Source organism: Citrobacter sp. RHBSTW-00599 (assembly GCF_013784065.1).
In the GTDB taxonomy this organism is placed as follows: Bacteria; Pseudomonadota; Gammaproteobacteria; order Enterobacterales; family Enterobacteriaceae; genus Citrobacter; species Citrobacter braakii.
The window spans coordinates 4,463,955-4,480,773 of the sequence record NZ_CP056717.1; the positions used below are offsets into that span (position 1 = coordinate 4,463,955).

General features: G+C 51.7%; 13 protein-coding genes and 1 tRNA gene. 6 read left to right on the plus strand and 8 right to left on the minus strand.

Features of this window, described 5'->3' with window-relative positions; genetic code table 11:
- From HV243_RS21695 to HV243_RS21710, 4 genes are all read right to left on the minus strand, one after another.
- Entirely contained in the window at nt 1-2,016 is a 2,016-nt protein-coding gene (locus HV243_RS21695; protein ID WP_220132202.1) for a DEAD/DEAH box helicase, read from the minus strand.
- Nucleotides 2,017-2,056: 40 nt separating this feature from the next.
- Nucleotides 2,057-4,735 carry a DNA methyltransferase gene (locus HV243_RS21700; RefSeq protein ID WP_181603891.1) on the minus strand — a complete coding sequence of 893 codons (2,679 nt, stop codon included), beginning with the start codon at nt 4,733-4,735 and terminating at the stop codon, nt 2,057-2,059.
- A gap of 203 nt (nt 4,736-4,938) precedes the next feature.
- On the minus strand, nt 4,939-6,201 hold the full coding sequence (locus HV243_RS21705) for an integrase arm-type DNA-binding domain-containing protein (protein WP_181603892.1): 1,263 nt from the start codon (nt 6,199-6,201) through the stop codon (nt 4,939-4,941).
- A gap of 198 nt (nt 6,202-6,399) precedes the next feature.
- Nucleotides 6,400-6,484, minus strand: a tRNA-Leu gene (locus HV243_RS21710).
- A 220-nt stretch (nt 6,485-6,704) separates the two neighbouring features.
- Between HV243_RS21710 and HV243_RS21715 the strand changes: the two genes are divergently transcribed.
- Nucleotides 6,705-7,724: an NAD(P)-dependent alcohol dehydrogenase gene (locus tag HV243_RS21715; protein ID WP_053388731.1), complete on the plus strand. Its 1,020-nt coding sequence runs from the start codon at nt 6,705-6,707 to the stop codon at nt 7,722-7,724.
- A gap of 30 nt (nt 7,725-7,754) precedes the next feature.
- On the opposite strand, the gene idnK is transcribed toward HV243_RS21715, so the two are convergent.
- Nucleotides 7,755-8,276: a gluconokinase gene (gene idnK / locus HV243_RS21720; protein WP_047358547.1), complete on the minus strand. Its 522-nt coding sequence runs from the start codon at nt 8,274-8,276 to the stop codon at nt 7,755-7,757.
- Nucleotides 8,277-8,493: 217 nt separating this feature from the next.
- On the opposite strand from idnK, the gene idnD reads away from it, so the two are divergent.
- The 5 genes from idnD (at nt 8,494) to HV243_RS21745 (ending at nt 14,453) form a co-directional block, all read left to right on the plus strand.
- Nucleotides 8,494-9,537: an L-idonate 5-dehydrogenase gene (gene idnD, locus HV243_RS21725; RefSeq protein ID WP_053388732.1), complete on the plus strand. Its 1,044-nt coding sequence runs from the start codon at nt 8,494-8,496 to the stop codon at nt 9,535-9,537.
- A gap of 11 nt (nt 9,538-9,548) precedes the next feature.
- Nucleotides 9,549-10,313, plus strand: coding sequence for a gluconate 5-dehydrogenase (gene idnO / locus HV243_RS21730; protein WP_016151510.1), 765 nt, complete (start codon nt 9,549-9,551; stop codon nt 10,311-10,313).
- Between the two features lie 187 nt (nt 10,314-10,500).
- Entirely contained in the window at nt 10,501-11,820 is a 1,320-nt protein-coding gene (gene idnT / locus HV243_RS21735; RefSeq protein WP_016155581.1) for a gnt-II system L-idonate transporter, read from the plus strand.
- Between the two features lie 52 nt (nt 11,821-11,872).
- Nucleotides 11,873-12,871 carry a LacI family DNA-binding transcriptional regulator gene (locus tag HV243_RS21740; RefSeq protein WP_047358548.1) on the plus strand — a complete coding sequence of 333 codons (999 nt, stop codon included), beginning with the start codon at nt 11,873-11,875 and terminating at the stop codon, nt 12,869-12,871.
- Between the two features lie 79 nt (nt 12,872-12,950).
- On the plus strand, nt 12,951-14,453 hold the full coding sequence (locus HV243_RS21745; protein WP_029139751.1) for a helicase HerA-like C-terminal domain-containing protein: 1,503 nt from the start codon (nt 12,951-12,953) through the stop codon (nt 14,451-14,453).
- Between the two features lie 39 nt (nt 14,454-14,492).
- Here the strand turns inward: HV243_RS21745 and lptG are convergent, their stop codons facing one another.
- The 3 genes from lptG to HV243_RS25420 all read right to left on the minus strand — a co-directional run bounded on the left by lptG (nt 14,493) and on the right by HV243_RS25420 (nt 16,788).
- Nucleotides 14,493-15,575: an LPS export ABC transporter permease LptG gene (lptG, locus tag HV243_RS21750; protein WP_008786067.1), complete on the minus strand. Its 1,083-nt coding sequence runs from the start codon at nt 15,573-15,575 to the stop codon at nt 14,493-14,495.
- Nucleotides 15,575-16,675, minus strand: coding sequence for an LPS export ABC transporter permease LptF (lptF, locus tag HV243_RS21755; RefSeq protein ID WP_016151506.1), 1,101 nt, complete (start codon nt 16,673-16,675; stop codon nt 15,575-15,577). Before lptF ends, lptG begins: the two co-directional genes overlap by 1 nt.
- Nucleotides 16,676-16,737: 62 nt before the next feature.
- On the minus strand, nt 16,738-16,788 hold the full coding sequence (locus tag HV243_RS25420; protein WP_212723231.1) for a hypothetical protein: 51 nt from the start codon (nt 16,786-16,788) through the stop codon (nt 16,738-16,740).
- Nucleotides 16,789-16,819: the final 31 nt, after the last annotated feature.

Below are 16,819 nucleotides of genomic sequence, written 5' to 3' on the forward strand. Positions count from 1 at the left end.
TTACGGTTCCTGTCGCACAGTACGCTGTTGTTTCATTTTTCGGATGTAAGCTAACGCTTCTGCATAACGAACCTCTATTGCGTCACTGGCATTCAGCGATGGCTCCCTTTTATGCTCACTGGCAAACGCTTTAATTCTTGGCCAGAGCATTACCGCCTCCTCCTCAGATACCTGTGCCTGATTAGCTCTGACTGCTTCCTGTATAGTTTTTAGCATTGTCGCGGTAACTGATTTTGATAGAATCTCATAAGCACCGTGGAAAGGATTTACCGCATCAATTAAGTCAATATTCAAGTTCTCAATATTGATGAATTTATCACCCATTTTTATAAACTGATTGTTTACGTTTAATGAATCATTCGAATTGCCGGAACGCTGACCTTGGCTGTAATCAATGATGGCATCCGACGGCAAATCGGCTTCATCAACTAACCCACCACATTGGCCTACAAAAAGACTCTGCAAAATACCGCTGCGAACCTGTTCTAGCTCGTATTCAGTCAGGTCAGGGTGAAGCGTTTGTATCACCGATGGTAACACTACTTGAGTAATTACCTCAGGCGGTGTTGACTCGGTAATAGCCTCTTTAACCACCTGCTCATTCGCCATTAGCGCCGCCAGGATCTCGTTTTTACCGCCGTTAAGGATTGTTAGAACCTTGTCTGATACCGGTAATGCATGATCATCAACCAGAACCGTATTAGCAGGTAACGGCTCGCCAGCCCATTGAGATCGTGGTTTAAATTGAATATTTGGAGCCATGATCTGCTCCATCAACAACGAGGTAGTGATGGCTTTAAGCATGTTGTTTACTGATACTTTAACGTCATCATCTTGAGCATCAGGCTGAGCAATAAGGTTAGTAAACTGTGCGTGAGTTTTGCCTTCACAATCGCGTGTCGCACGCCCAATTATTTGCACAATCTCTGTCATCGAGCTGCGATAACCAATGGTCAGCACATGCTCACAGAAAGGCCAGTCAAACCCCTCTTTCGCCATACCTAACGCAATAATGATATCCATATCGTCGGCAGAGTGGATATTACGCAGATACGCCTGTACTTTCGGTCTTTCTGCCGGGTTATCATCAACCAGATTCGCTACACGTAATAACTTACCATCGCTTTTGCGTTTCACTCGATAGATACCCGTATCTGGCTCTTGCAGCTTCACCTCCCCCAGCGCATCCAAGATGGCATCAACCTCAGCATGTTTATCTTTTGTTGATTCGCCGGAATTAACATTGGGAATATGGATGATGGTTTTTTTGCTAGCATCCAGCACTGAAGGTAGTGCCTTGATGTATGAACCCTGATAAAAATGGTAGCCAATGCCTAAAGATTTTAAATAATGGTATCCATTGAGCTGTTCGTAGTAGGTATAGGTCACTTTCGTGAACTGAGCTTCATCTTCGGGCTGCAAAATGGGTACGGTATCCCCTCGGAAGTAAGAACCAGTCATTGCAACAATATGTGCATTAGAACCTTTCATCAGAGCATCAATCAGATTGCCCAAACGGTTGTTTTCATCCGCGGAGACATGATGGAACTCATCAATTGCAACCAGGCAGTCATTAAACAATTCAACATTCAGCTTATCGAAAGCAAAACGCAGGCTGGCATGAGTACAGACCAGAATGTCGTCAGGACTCGCCATAAATCGTTTAAAAGCTTCAACCTTCCCAGCCTCTCCACCGCCAATGCACAGATTATTTTCAGGTTTTACTTTCCAGTCAGCAAAGAAACCGTGCTTCGTAAGTTCAGTATCTTTAAACGAACCTCCGATAGACATTTCAGGGACCGCGACAATAGCTTTGCGTAAACCCTGATAAACAAGTTTATCCAAGGCAAGAAACATCAATGCTCTTGATTTACCAGACGCTGGCGGAGCTTTGATAAGTAGATAAGAGCTATTGCGCTGCTCAAAGGCTCGAGCCTGCATTTCCCGCATACCAAACTCATTTAGACTCGCACTTTGCCCAGTTTGCCCGTAAGTCACCTGTAAAATATTTTCCACAATGCAATCCTCTGTATGCCCTGGCTGCCAGAGCGACCCCTTATGCTTTAGTCAGCGCTTCGTAGCGCTCTAACAGGCAACTCAAACGCTCAGTGGAGTCCCTGAATGGTTTGTCACGGTAAAGACGATCAACGGCCTTATCTAACGCCTGATGAGCCTCAAAAAGATCAGTTGGCATCTTAAGTGGATCATATAACTCCGCCAGCGTGTTTTCGGGATAATTCTCACGCGTCAATAGCACAGTTTTTGCCAGCGCAATAATAGATTTGCGCTGCGCATCGTTCGTCTTAGGCCACGGGAAGGTGTTGTAAACCACTTTTGCCGAATAACGATAATCGCTTTTCAAACGTCCTGCGACCTGTCGCATCCAGTCGTTATGCATTAATGAAGTTAGAATAGCAAACTCGTATAGGGTCCCGTTGGGAAGAATATAGTTTGCATTGGTTGAGATTACATTGGAATCATAGAAGCCTATGGGAATGTAAGTTCTACGCTCTGATGAGACTCCCGGTATCAGAATGTAATCGCCAGTTTTTGGTTGGCTAACCTGCATAAATAGGTGTGGCTTCTCAGCCATTTTAAGGGCTGCCGGGTGCCCTGCTTTGATTCGTAGCGATCGAATTTTTTCAATACGTTTGTGAACTTCGGGCATTTGCTGAAAGTCATTTTGTGTGGCATCGACCAACCACAAACACCAACGTTCTTTGCCATTCAGGAATTCATCTGCCCCTAAAACTTTTTTAATCCAACATGCCGCTTTTGGTTCTTTTTCGAGCAAAGCATCACGCTCAGTTCGGTCCAGCAGCAAATTACCACCATCAGTAGGTTTGTTACCAAATAACAATGTTGGAACACCCTCTACCAGCGGTTTAGTTTGCGCCACTACAGCAACATTACTTCCCTCTACTAAATAGGGGCTAATATTGCTTACTTGTTTATTGTGCCATTGACCATCAATTCTTTGAAATAGTTGACGAGCTTTACTTCTACCTGATAAACCAACAATAACTACATGTACCGCCGCTTTATCGCGAGCATTATTTGCCCATGTAAAAGTGGGGTAAGCAATATGAATACTCAGTCCTAGCCCGAATATGGCAGGCCAAAGCGTTGCTACCTGCTCGCCTTGGCAGAGAGAGTTGGTAGCTACCAAAGCCAGCTCGGCACGGCTGTTCTGAATGTACTGCGCCCCTTTCCAAAACCAACAAGCAACAAAATCCAGATAACCCAATGATTTAAAACCACTAAATACAGCCTGCATATCAGCACGTTGTTCATCTGAACGTCCAGTTGTTCCTAAAAACGGTGGGTTACCAATCACATAAACTTCTTCATCAACATTCTTTGGACATACTGTCTGCCAATCAATTTTCAGGCTGTTACCGCTCCAAATTTTACCTGATGAACGCAACGGTAATGCTGGTGGTGCTGAACCAATGTGTTCTTCCCACTGTTTATTTAACTGATGTTCGGCAAGCCAGAGAGATAAACGTGCTATCTCACAAGCAAAATCATCAATCTCAATGCCATAGAACTGGTCGAGATGAATACCGCTCATAAAAATAGACTGTGGGTCACACTGCAAGAGAGCTTGGATAACATCCATCTCCAAAAGACGCAGTTCTTTATAGGCAACAATCAAAAAGTTTCCTGAACCGCAGGCAGGATCAAAAACCTTCATTTTCCCCAGACGAAGAAGTAACCGTTTAAGGCCATTCGTATTTGAGCGTTGTTTTTCCAGCTCCGTACGCAGTGGGTCAAGAAATAGTGGTTGTATTACATTCATTATGTTGCTGTAGGAGGTGTAATGCTGGCCTAATCGACTACGCTGCTCTACATCAATCACAGCCTGGAACATGCTACCGAAAATGTCAGGATTAATCTCACTCCAGTCCATTGCACTGCATTCAAGTAAGATACGTCTGCCCTTCAACCCCAACTCTGGAACAGGCTCATCGCTGGCGAATAAGCCACCATTAACATAAGGAAATGCAGTTAAATGAATGGGAAGTGATTGTCGTGATGGACTATCCAGTTTGCTATTCATCACCGTAAAGAGGTACGTTAGGAACTGATCTAAATCGCTGCCATCCTCAGCGGTATAACTCTTAACTGCGGAAGTAAACTGACCTTTTTCAAAGATGCCAGTATCTTCGGCAAAAAAGCAAAACAACAAACGAGTGAGGAAAACATTAAGCGCGTGGATATCTTCTGCTTTGCTTAAATCATTACGCTCCTTGATAAGATCAAATAGTTTTCCCATTTTTTCAGCGGCTTTCACATCAGCCGGGTTTTCACTATTGAGAATAGCCTTCTCCAGCCCGACCAGCGGTAAGAAAAAACCGTAGTTGCGGGGTAACTCTTCAAACTCAATATCGAGACGCTCCTTCGTAAGTGTGTCCCAGGCTAAAAAACGAACAAAATTTGTCATCAGCACAAAACGGATCTTATTTTTTGCAATAGCCATATCGGCAATACGTTGCTCAAAAGCAGAATCGATATCACCGCTATCGGCTACTGGTTGGTAATAGAGCTTATTTTTTAACCCAACGTGCCCAGGCACTTTCGCAACATTCCGCGCCCCGCCTTGCCGAATGAGACTTAGGGTAGCTTTAGGGAACTCAAAAGCAGTTAAAAAGCCGTAGATAAATTCGTCTTGCTCAGGGTTTTCAACCAGTTGTTCGAGATGTTCAAAAATTTTCGCCTGATTAACAGCCATTGTTATTCCTAAAAAATACAGTACCCGTAGAGGATGATGCTCTCATTCTAACCGAAGAAAATTTTATCAAGTAGTTCCAATGCGTTACCTAGGTTGTATCAAAAAAATAGAAAACTTAAGCCATATGCCTGCCACCGCAAGGCGGCAGGCTTTGCTCAGAGTACCTAATCCTCAGCGGAAATTTATCCTCAAGACAGCCGTTACTACCGCGTAGACTCTAGTTTCCCAAAATCAAACGGACTTACTCCCTTCTCCCGATTCGCATCAAGATAATCAGCCCACCACTGCAACATTAGCCTCCTCTCCCCCAGATGCTCGGCCTTATGAATGTAAGCCGCCCGCACAGAGCTACGCTCCTGATGACTCATCTGCCGCTCCACCGCATCCCTCGACCACAGCCCCGACTCAATCAATGAGCTACACGCCATCGTCCTGAATCCATGCCCACAGACTTCCGTTTTCGTGTCATAGCCCATCACTCGCAGAGCCTTGTTAACCGTATTCTCACTCATCGGCTTACGCGGATCGTGATCGCCCACGAAAATCAGCTCTCGGTTCCCATTCATGCTTTTGATCTTTTCCAAGATAGCGAGAGCTTGTCGCGACAAAGGAACAAGATGTGGAGTGCGCATCTTCGAACCACGCTGAGAATGCTTGACTCCTTCCAGTGGCTCACGCTCGCCCGGAATCGTCCACATAGCAGTTTGGAAATCCACTTCTGACCAGCGAGCAAAGCGTAGCTCGCTTGAACGAATGAAAACTAACAAAGTGAGTTCCACGGCCAACCTAGTTAACGGCCTGCCAGAGTAGTGATCAATGCGATGAAGTAATTCAGGAATGCGGTTCAGTTCGAGAGCAGCACGATGCTGTCTTTTCGCCGTAGCAACCGCACCGGCAATCTCTTGCGCAGGGTTGTAGTCGATTAAACCGCTCTGCACAGCAAAGCGCATGATCGCGGTAGTACGCTGCTGTAAACGGGCGGCAACTTCGAGCCGCCCGGATGACTCGACGGCTTTGATGGGTACAAGCAGATCCCGTGTCTTCAATTCAGCAATGTTCCGCTTACCGATGGCAGCAAAGAGATTATCTTCGAGGCTTTTCAATACACGAGCGCTATGCGATGCAGACCACTTCTGATTGCTGGCGTGCCACTCTCTGGCTACCACTTCAAACGTTATCGCTTCTTGTTCCTGCTCTACCTTAACGGCTTTCTTGTTTTCACTGGGATCCACGCCGTTAGCTAATAGCTTACGGGCCTCATCCCTACGTGCCCTGGCATCCGCCAGCGAGACTTCGGGGTATTTTCCCAGTGCCAGCATCTTCTCTTTACCGCCAAAGCGATAACGAAGCCGCCAGTATTTTGAGCCGTTCGGATGAACAAGCAAAACCATACCGTCGCCGTCAGTCAGTTTATAGGCTTTTGCTTCAGGCTTAGCCGAACGAACCTTCACATCACTCAGAGCCATGATGAGTATCCTTTCAAGGGTTCTGTGTGGGTACAAGCATTATCGAACCGCGATATACCCGCAGTTGTACCCGCATCAGTAAGTTGATGTAGATTGAATCAGGTTGACTTAGGTTGAGTGAAAAAGCGAGGTAAGCCTTGCGAATACTGGATTTCAGGCACAAAAAAAGACGTCTGTTGACGTCTATTGATGTTCCGATGGTGCCGAAGGCCGGACTCGAACCGGCACGTATTTCTACGGTTGATTTTGAATCAACTGCGTCTACCGATTTCGCCACTCCGGCACGGAAGGGATGCGGAAAACGTTGTGGATTATACCTGTCATGCGCCACCATGCAAGCACCAGCGTGTGCCTGACTCGCTAAGTGTTGAAAATTTCAGCATTCCCTTTCTCACCTGCAACCATCGTCACAGTTTGTCCCCTTATTAATCCCCCCTTCTGCGAAGCGTCCCGTTTCCCCATGCTCTACACTTCCAGTTCAACACCACACTGAGGGAAACACGATGTCGATGATAAAAAGCTACGCCGCAAAAGCGGCGGGCAGCGAACTCGAACTCTATGAATATGATGCGGGCGAGCTTAAGCCGGAAGATGTGGAAGTCCAGGTCGATTACTGCGGTATCTGCCATTCCGATTTGTCGATGATCGACAACGAATGGGGGTTCTCTCAGTATCCGCTGGTGGCCGGGCATGAGGTGATTGGTCGCGTGGCGGCGCTCGGCAGCGCGGCGCAAGATAAAGGTCTGAAGGTTGGTCAGCGTGTCGGCATTGGCTGGACGGCGCGCAGCTGCGGGCACTGCGACGCCTGTATCAACGGCAATCAGATTAACTGCCTGGAAGGTTCCGTTCCCACTATTCTCAATCGCGGTGGCTTTGCCGAGAAGCTGCGGGCAGACTGGCAGTGGGTGATCCCGCTGCCGGAGAGCATCGATCTGGCGGCGGCGGGTCCCTTGCTGTGCGGCGGTATCACGGTGTTCAAACCGCTACTGATGCACCATATCACCGCCACCAGCCGCGTTGGGGTGATCGGCATCGGCGGCCTGGGGCATATCGCCATTAAGCTGTTACACGCAATGGGGTGCGAAGTGACCGCGTTCAGCTCCAATCCGGCGAAAGAGCAGGAAGTGCTGGCGATGGGGGCGGATAAGGTGGTTAACAGCCGCGATCCGGATGCGCTAAAAGCGCTGGCGGGCCAGTTCGATCTCATTATTAACACGGTTAACGTCGATCTCGACTGGCAGCCTTATTTTGAAGCGCTGGCTTACGGCGGTAACTTCCATACCGTCGGCGCGGTGCTGAAGCCGCTGCCGGTGCCAGCGTTCACCTTAATTGCCGGCGATCGCAGCATCTCCGGTTCAGCAACCGGTACGCCGTTCGAACTACGCAAGCTGATGAAGTTTGCCGGGCGCAGCAAGGTGTCGCCCACCACCGAACTGTACCCGATGTCGCGAATTAACGAAGCTATCCAGCACGTGCGTGACGGCAAAGCCCGCTACCGCGTGGTGCTGAAAGCCGACTTCTGATGCAAGGTTCAGTCCCGCAAGGGGCTGAGCTTATTGCCCGTTACGAAACGCGAGCACCGCCTGGCGGCACTGTTCCGTCACATGCTCAATGTCATGGTTCACGTCGATGCGGGCAATATCACGTTCGTCCTCCTGCGGGCACTCCAGCGCATCGAACTGGCTTTTGAGTAATCCCACCGGCATAAAATGCCCTGCCCGACGCTGCATGCGCGCCAGAATGGTCTCGTAATCGCCGTCCAGCCACAAAAAATGCACATTCGGGCTGCCCTGCCGCAATATATCGCGATACTGTTTTTTTAATGACGAGCAAACAATAAACCCGGTCTCATTCTTTTTATATAAACTGTATGAAGCGTCATTTAATCGCGCTAACCACGGTAGTCGGTCTTCATCGGTTAATGGAATACCTTCAGACATTTTATCAATATTTTTGGCCGGATGGAGATCGTCACCATCAATGAATTTGGCCGATAATACTGCAGCAATTTTGCTGCCAATTAAAGATTTACCGCTACCCGAAACGCCCATCAAAATATAACTTTCCCCGGCCATTGAAAAAACTCCAGATTCATATTCCATGGCGCGATACTACGCCTTCCACATTGCAGAATTCACCTTTTTTCGGCGCGGCTGAGCAGATTTACAAGGCGCATCACGTTATGCGTAACATTGTAGTGTAACAATTTTCCAGCGTGATCTTTATCACAAATAATAACAATCAAAACCGTTTAAATGCTGCCGAGGTTACTACCTGACCAGTGAGGCATTTATGCAAGTCAAAACCCAATCCTGCGTTGTCGCGGGTAAGAAAACTGTTGCCATTACCGACCAAAATATTGAATGGAATAATAAAGGAACGCTGGTACAAATTACCCGCGGCGGAATTTGTGGTTCCGACTTACATTATTATCAGGAAGGAAAAGTCGGTAATTTTACCGTTAAAGCACCGATGATTTTAGGCCATGAAGTTATTGGTAAAGTGGTGCACAGCGACTCAAAAGAATTACATGAAGGTCAGTCGGTGGCTATTAATCCGTCGAAGCCCTGTGGCGGCTGTAAATACTGTCTGCAGCACGAAGAAAACCAGTGCACGGAAATGCGCTTTTTTGGCAGCGCCATGTATTTTCCCCACGTTGACGGCGGCTTTACCCGATTTAAAACCGTCGATACCGCGCAGTGCATCCCCTACCCCCAGCACGCCGATGAAAAAGTCATGGCCTTTGCCGAACCACTGGCAGTCGCGATCCACGCCGCGCATGAAGCAGGAGACCTGCAGGGCAAGCGCGTGTTTATCTCCGGCGTGGGGCCTATCGGCTGCCTGATCGTCAGCGCGGTGAAAACGCTCGGCGCAGCAGAAATTGTCTGTGCTGATATCAGCCCGCGCTCGCTGTCGCTTGCCCAGCAGATGGGTGCTGACACGCTGATTAACCCGCAGCAGGACTCGCTCGATGAGTGGAAAAAAGAAAAAGGCTACTTCGACGTCAGCTTCGAAGTCTCTGGTCATCCGTCCTCAATCACCACCTGCCTGGAGGTCACCCGCGCGAAAGGCGTGATGGTGCAGGTCGGCATGGGCGGCGCGGTGCCGGACTTCCCGATGATGATGCTGATCGGCAAAGAGATCGCGCTCAAAGGCTCGTTCCGCTTTACCACCGAGTTCAACACTGCGGTGTCGTGGCTGGCGAATAACGTTATCGATCCACTGCCGTTACTGAGCGCCGAATATCCGTTTACCGAGCTTGAACAGGCGCTGATCTTTGCCGGAGATAAAACCCAGGCAGCGAAAGTCCAGCTCGTTTTTGCTGAAACAAAATAAGGAAGAACATAATGAACGATCTTTTTTCGCTGGATGGCAAAAATATTCTGATCACCGGTTCGGCCCAGGGTATCGGTTATTTACTGGCGACCGGGCTGGGTAAATATGGCGCGCAGATTATCGTCAATGATATTACGCCGGAGCGCGCGGAGGCTGCCGTCGCCAAACTGCAACAGGAAGGGATCCGCGCCGTTGCCGCGCCGTTCAATGTTACGCAGAAACAGGACATTGATGCCGCCATCGACCATATCGAAAAAGACATTGGCCCAATCGATGTGCTGGTGAATAACGCCGGTATTCAGCGCCGCCATCCGTTTACCGAGTTCCCGGAGCAGGACTGGAACGATGTGATTGCCGTTAACCAGACGGCGGTGTTCCTGGTCTCGCAGGCGGTAACGCGTCGCATGGTGGAACGTCAGGCCGGGAAGGTCATCAACATCTGCTCCATGCAGAGCGAACTGGGCCGCGACACCATCACGCCGTATGCCGCCTCGAAAGGCGCGGTGAAAATGCTCACCCGCGGTATGTGCGTTGAGCTGGCGCGCCACAATATCCAGGTCAACGGTATCGCACCGGGCTACTTCAAAACCGAGATGACCAAAGCGCTGGTCGAGGATGAAGCCTTCACCGCCTGGCTGTGCAAACGTACGCCAGCCGCGCGCTGGGGCGATCCGCAGGAGCTGATTGGCGCGGCGGTCTTCCTCTCTTCCAAAGCATCCGATTTTGTTAACGGGCACCTGTTGTTTGTCGATGGCGGCATGCTGGTCGCCGTCTGATACAACACAACGCAACATCACGCAGCGCCCAGGCGCTGCATTTTTGGCCACTCCTAAATAATTCGAGTTGCAGGACGGCGGCAAGTGAATGAACCCGATGAGCTTACTTGAGTAAGTGATTCAGGTGAGTGAGCGCAACCAACACACCTGCAACTTGAAGTATGACGGGGATATAAGAGAAACGATTATGCCATTAATAATAATTGCGGCAGGCGTCGCGCTGCTCCTGGTCCTGATGATTGGTTTTAAAGTTAACGGCTTTATTGCTCTGGTCCTGGTGGCGGCGGTCGTCGGTTTTGCCGAAGGGATGGATGCCCAGGCCGTTTTGCACTCAATACAAAATGGGATCGGCGGGACGCTCGGCGGTCTGGCGATGATCCTTGGCTTCGGTGCAATGCTCGGTAAGCTGATTTCCGATACCGGCGCGGCTCAGCGCATCGCCACCACGTTAATTGGCACGTTTGGTAAGAAACGCGTGCAGTGGGCGCTGGTGATCACCGGTCTGGTGGTGGGTCTGGCGATGTTTTTCGAAGTCGGCTTTGTTCTGCTGCTGCCGCTGGTGTTTACGGTGGTGGCCTCTTCCGGCCTGCCGCTGCTGTACGTTGGCGTCCCGATGGTAGCTGCGCTGTCCGTGACCCACTGTTTTCTGCCGCCGCATCCGGGGCCGACCGCGATTGCCACCATTTTCGAGGCTAATCTCGGCACCACCCTGCTGTACGGCTTTATTATTACTATCCCGACGGTGATTGTTGCCGGGCCGCTGTTTTCTAAGCTGCTGACCCGCTTTGAGAAAGCGCCGCCGGAAGGGTTATTCAACCCGCATCTGTTCACCGAAGAAGAGATGCCGTCGTTCTGGAACAGTATCTTTGCCGCGGTAATCCCGGTCATACTGATGGCGGTCGCCGCAGTGTGCGAAATCACGCTGCCGAAAACCAACAGCGTACGGGTGTTCTTTGAGTTTATCGGTAACCCTGCGGTCGCGTTGTTTATCGCTATCGTGCTCGCCATTTTTACCCTTGGTCGGCGTAACGGACGTACGATCGAGCAAATTATGGATATCATTGGCGACTCTATCGGTGCGATTGCGATGATTGTGTTTATCATCGCCGGGGGCGGCGCGTTTAAGCAGGTTCTGGTCGACAGCGGCGTGGGGCAATATATCTCGCACCTGATGACCGGCACATCGCTTTCTCCGCTGCTGATGTGCTGGACGGTCGCCGCCTTGCTGCGTATCGCGCTCGGTTCAGCCACCGTGGCGGCGATCACCACCGCAGGCGTGGTACTGCCGATTATTAACGTCACTCACGCCGACCCGGCGCTGATGGTGCTGGCTACCGGCGCGGGCAGCGTGATTGCCTCCCACGTTAACGATCCGGGATTCTGGCTGTTTAAAGGCTATTTTAATCTCAGCGTCGGGGAAACGTTGCGTACCTGGACGGTAATGGAGACGCTGATTTCCATTATGGGGCTGCTGGGGGTTCTGGCGCTGAACGCCATTCTGCATTAAGACGGTCATCACCGGGGAGCACAGATCCGCGCTCCCCGGCACTGGAGAGAAAATGAGGAACCACAGAATTTCTTTGCAAGACATCGCCACGCTGGCGGGCGTGACCAAAATGACGGTGAGCCGCTACATTCGCTCGCCAAAAAAGGTCGCAAAGGAAACCGGTGAACGCATCGCGCAGATTATGGAGGAGATTAATTACATCCCCAACCGCGCGCCCGCGATGCTGCTGAATGCGCAAAGCTATACGCTTGGCGTGCTGATCCCCTCGTTTCAAAACCAGCTGTTCGCTGACATTCTGGCCGGCATTGAGTCGGTCACCTCGGATCATAACTATCAGACGCTGATCGCCAACTACAATTACGACCGGGAATCCGAGGAAGAGTCGGTGATCAATCTGCTGTCGTATAATATCGACGGCATTATCCTGTCCGAAAAATATCACACCCTGCGCACGGTGAAGTTTTTGCGTTCAGCCAACATTCCGGTGGTGGAGCTGATGGATATTCAGGGCGATCGTCTGGACATGGAAGTAGGCTTCGATAACCGTCAGGCGGCATTTGATATGGTCAGCACCATGCTGGATAAACGCCAGCGGCGCAAAATCCTCTATCTCGGTTCGAAAGACGACGTCCGCGATGAACAGCGCTATCGCGGCTATTGCGATGCCATGACGCGCCGGGGTCTGGTGCCGCTGCGCGTCAATCCGCGTTCTATTTCGTCCATCCATCTCGGCACTCAGATGATGCGGGACGCGCTCGCCGCGCATCCGGATTTAGACGGCGTTTTTTGCACCAACGACGATATTGCGATGGGCGCGCTGCTGCTGTGCCGCGAGCGCGATCTGGCCGTTCCGGAACAGATCTCGATTGCCGGTTTCCACGGGCTGGAAATGGGCAGGCAGATGATCCCAAGCCTCGCCAGCGTGATCACCCCACGTTTTGACATAGGCCGCATGGCAGCGCAGATGTTGCTGAGCAAAATCAAGAACAACGACCATAACCACAACACCGTGGATTTGGGGTACCAGATTTATCACGGCAATACGCTTTAAGTCATTTTCTCCGGCCATCGCATACTCTCTTTGATGGACATTGCCTATACTCCAGGCAAGATAAATGGAGGAAATCTCAATGAGCACACCCCTGCTAATTGCCCGCACGCCGGACACCGAACTGTTTTTACTGCCAGGCATGGCCAACCGTCACGGACTGATTACCGGCGCGACCGGGACCGGTAAAACCGTCACGCTACAGAAGCTGGCCGAATCGTTGTCTGAAATTGGCGTACCGGTATTTATGGCCGATGTGAAAGGCGACTTAACCGGCGTGGCCGAGGAAGGGCAGGCCTCTGAAAAGCTGCTCGCCCGCCTGAAAAATATCGGCATTACCGACTGGCAACCGCATGCTAATCCGGTCACGGTGTGGGATATCTTCGGCGAAAAAGGTCACCCCGTGCGGGCCACGGTATCTGACCTCGGCCCGCTGCTGCTGGCCCGTTTGCTGAACCTCAACGACGTACAGTCCGGCGTGCTGGATATTATCTTCCGCATTGCCGATGACCAGGGCCTGCTGCTGCTCGATTTCAAAGACCTGCGAGCCATTACCCAGTACATCGGCGATAACGCCAAATCCTTCCAGAATCAATATGGCAATATCAGCAGCGCCTCGGTCGGGGCAATCCAGCGTGGACTGCTGTCGCTGGAGCAACAGGGGGCGGCGCACTTCTTTGGCGAACCGATGCTGGACATCAAAGACTGGATGCGAACTGACGCCAGCGGCAAAGGGATGATCAACATCCTCAGCGCAGAGAAGCTCTACCAGATGCCCAAACTGTACGCCGCCAGCCTGCTGTGGATGCTCTCCGAACTGTACGAACAGCTGCCGGAAGCAGGCGATCTGGAGAAGCCAAAACTGGTGTTCTTCTTCGATGAAGCTCACCTGCTGTTCAACGACGCCCCGCAGGTGCTGCTGGATAAAATCGAACAGGTGATCCGCCTGATTCGCTCGAAAGGGGTCGGCGTGTGGTTCGTCTCGCAAAACCCGTCAGATATTCCAGACAACGTGCTCGGTCAGTTGGGGAACCGCGTGCAGCACGCCCTGCGCGCGTTTACACCGAAGGATCAGAAAGCGGTGAAAACCGCCGCGCAAACCATGCGCGCCAACCCGGCATTTGATACCGAAAAAGCCATTCAGGAACTGGGAACCGGCGAAGCGTTGGTGTCGTTTCTGGACGCCAAAGGCAGCCCGTCGGTGGTTGAACGAGCAATGGTGATTGCGCCGTGCTCGCGGATGGGACCGGTGACGGATGACGAGCGTAACGGGCTGATCAATCACTCCTCGCTGTACGGTAAATATGAAGAACAGGTCGACCGCGAGTCCGCCTATGAGCGTTTACAGCAAGGCGTGCAGGCCAGCACCGAGCAGCAAAATACACCTCCCGCCAACGGTAAAGCGATCGATGTGGACGGCGGTATTCTCGGTGGATTGAAGGATATTCTGTTTGGCAGCACCGGACCGCGCGGCGGCAAGCGCGATGGCGTGGTACAGAGCGTGGCGAAAAGCGCAGCGCGGCAGGTCACCAATCAGATAATCCGCGGCATGTTGGGGAGTTTGATGGGCGGGAGAAAACGCTAGCAGGAAGGCGCCCCTCCCGCACAGCGGGAGGGGCGAATATCAGGACTTACGCAGCATCAGCCACAGGCTTATCAGGAAGAAGCTGGCGCTTGGCAGCAACGCGCCGATAATCGGCGGAATGCCGTACACCAGCGTCAGCGGGCCAAAGATTTGGTCCAGCACATAGAACACAAAGCCGAAGCTAATCCCTGTCACCACGCGCACGCCCATCGGGACGCTACGCAGCGGACCAAAGATAAACGACAGCGCCATCAGCATCATTACCGCCACAGACAGCGGCTGGAAGACTTTGCTCCACATATTGAGCTGGTAGCGTCCGGCGTCCTGGCCGCTCGACTTCAGGTACTTCACGTAGTTATGCAGACCACTAATCGAGAGCGCATCAGGATCCAACGCCACGACGCCGAGCTTGTCGGGTGTAAGGTTGGTTTTCCAGGTACCGCTCACCGTCTGCGAGCCGGTGATTTGCTTCGGATCGGTCAGGTTGGATTCATCCACCTGCGACAAACGCCAGACCTTCTGCTCCGGGTCAAACGTCGCGCTTGCGGCATAGCGAACGGACTGCAGACGGCGCTTGTCGTTAAAGGAGTAGATGCTAATTCCGCCTAACTCGGCGTCACCTTTCACCCGCTCGATGTAGACAAAGCTGTCGCCATCTTTCGCCCACAAACCTTGCTGGGTAGAGAGCAGCGAGCCGCCGTACATCTGCTGCGCACGATAGTTACGCGCCATTTGTTCGCCCTGCGGCGCCACCCATTCGCCGATGGCCATCGTCAGCAACACCAGCGGAATCGCGGTTTTCATCACCGACAACGCCACCTGCATACGGGTAAAGCCAGAAGCCTGCATGACCACCAGTTCACTGCGCTGCGCCAGCATGCCCAGCCCCAGCAAAGCACCCAGCAGCGCCGCCATCGGGAAGAAGATCTGGATATCTTTCGGCGCGCTGAGCAGGGTATACAGCCCGGCGCCCATCGCATCGTAGCTCCCCTGCCCGGCTTTTTTCAGCTGGTCGACAAACTTGATGATCCCGGAGAGCGACACCAGCATGAACAACGTCATCATGATGGTGGTGAAAATGGTTTTACCGATATAGCGGTCAAGTACACCAAAAGGCTGCATTATACCGCTCCTTTACGCATAAAACGGGCACGTAAGCGGCGCATCGGCACCGTATCCCAGAGGTTAAGCACAATCGCCAGCGCCAGATACGCCAGGTTAACCGTCCACATCCAGAACACCGGATCCAGCTTACCTTTGCCGCCGTTCGACTTCAGCGATGTCTGAACCAGGAAGAACAGCAAATAGAGCAGCATTGCTGGCAGCATGGACAGTACGCGACCCTGACGCGGGTTCACCACGCTCAGCGGTACAACCATCAGCGCCATCATAAATACGGTGAATACTAACGTGATACGCCAGGTCAGCTCCGCACGGGCGCGATCGGTGTCGGTCGTCCATAGCGTACGCATGGTCATCTGGTCGGTATCGTTTGGATCCAGCGCCACGGCCTGATGACCGATAATCGCCTGATAATTCTGGAAGTCGGTAATGCGGAAATCGCGCAGCAGCGCGGTCCCTTCAAAACGCGTCCCCTGGTTCAGCGTCACGACCTGGGAGCCATCGCGCAATTGGGTAAGATGACCGGAGTCCGCTACCACCACCGAAGGACGGGCGTTACCTTTCGGGCGGATTTGCGCGAGGAACACATCGTTGAAGTTACTGCCGTCAACGCTTTCAATAAACAGCACCGAACCGCCGTTAGTGGCCTGCTGGAATTGCCCCTGAGCAAGCGCCGCCATACCGGGGTTCGCTTTCGCCTCCGCCAGGACTTCGTCCTGATGTCTGGAGGACCACGGTCCGGCCCACATCACGTTGACCGCCGCAATAATACTGGTAAACAGCGCCAGCACCATCGCCGCTTTTACTAAGACAGCCTTGCTCAGCCCGCAGGCGTGCATGACCGTAATTTCACTTTCGGTATACAGTTTGCCCAGCGTCATCAGCAGCCCGAGGAACAGGCTTAATGGCAAGATAAGTTGCGCCATTTCTGGCACGCCCAGCCCCAGCAGCGAGAGCACCAGATTCGCCGGGATATCACCGTCAACCGCCGCACCAAGGATCCTGACTAACTTTTGACAAAAGAAGATCAAAAGCAGGATGAATAGGATCGCAAGTTGGCTTTTGAGCGTTTCCCGAACCAGATATCTTATGATTATCACTTTAAATACGCCCGTAAAAACCCGTCTTTTGCCGGAATTTAGCTTGTTTCATGGCTTAAACGTCATTTATTCTCTTGAGTCGTCGAAATCGTCGCTAAGATCATTATACTCAACGGATCCACCTCTCAGAAATTGTTCTGACGT

Coding starts and splice junctions, on each gene's coding strand:
- HV243_RS21715 (WP_053388731.1), top strand. CDS start 6,705: ATGTCGATGATAAAAAGCTACGCCGCAAAAGCGGCGGGCAGCGAACTC.
- HV243_RS21700 (WP_181603891.1), bottom strand. CDS start 4,735: ATGGCTGTTAATCAGGCGAAAATTTTTGAACATCTCGAACAACTGGTT.
- idnT (WP_016155581.1), top strand. CDS start 10,501: ATGCCATTAATAATAATTGCGGCAGGCGTCGCGCTGCTCCTGGTCCTG.
- lptG (WP_008786067.1), bottom strand. CDS start 15,575: ATGCAGCCTTTTGGTGTACTTGACCGCTATATCGGTAAAACCATTTTC.
- HV243_RS21705 (WP_181603892.1), bottom strand. CDS start 6,201: ATGGCTCTGAGTGATGTGAAGGTTCGTTCGGCTAAGCCTGAAGCAAAA.
- HV243_RS21740 (WP_047358548.1), top strand. CDS start 11,873: ATGAGGAACCACAGAATTTCTTTGCAAGACATCGCCACGCTGGCGGGC.
- idnD (WP_053388732.1), top strand. CDS start 8,494: ATGCAAGTCAAAACCCAATCCTGCGTTGTCGCGGGTAAGAAAACTGTT.
- HV243_RS21745 (WP_029139751.1), top strand. CDS start 12,951: ATGAGCACACCCCTGCTAATTGCCCGCACGCCGGACACCGAACTGTTT.
- idnK (WP_047358547.1), bottom strand. CDS start 8,276: ATGGCCGGGGAAAGTTATATTTTGATGGGCGTTTCGGGTAGCGGTAAA.
- idnO (WP_016151510.1), top strand. CDS start 9,549: ATGAACGATCTTTTTTCGCTGGATGGCAAAAATATTCTGATCACCGGT.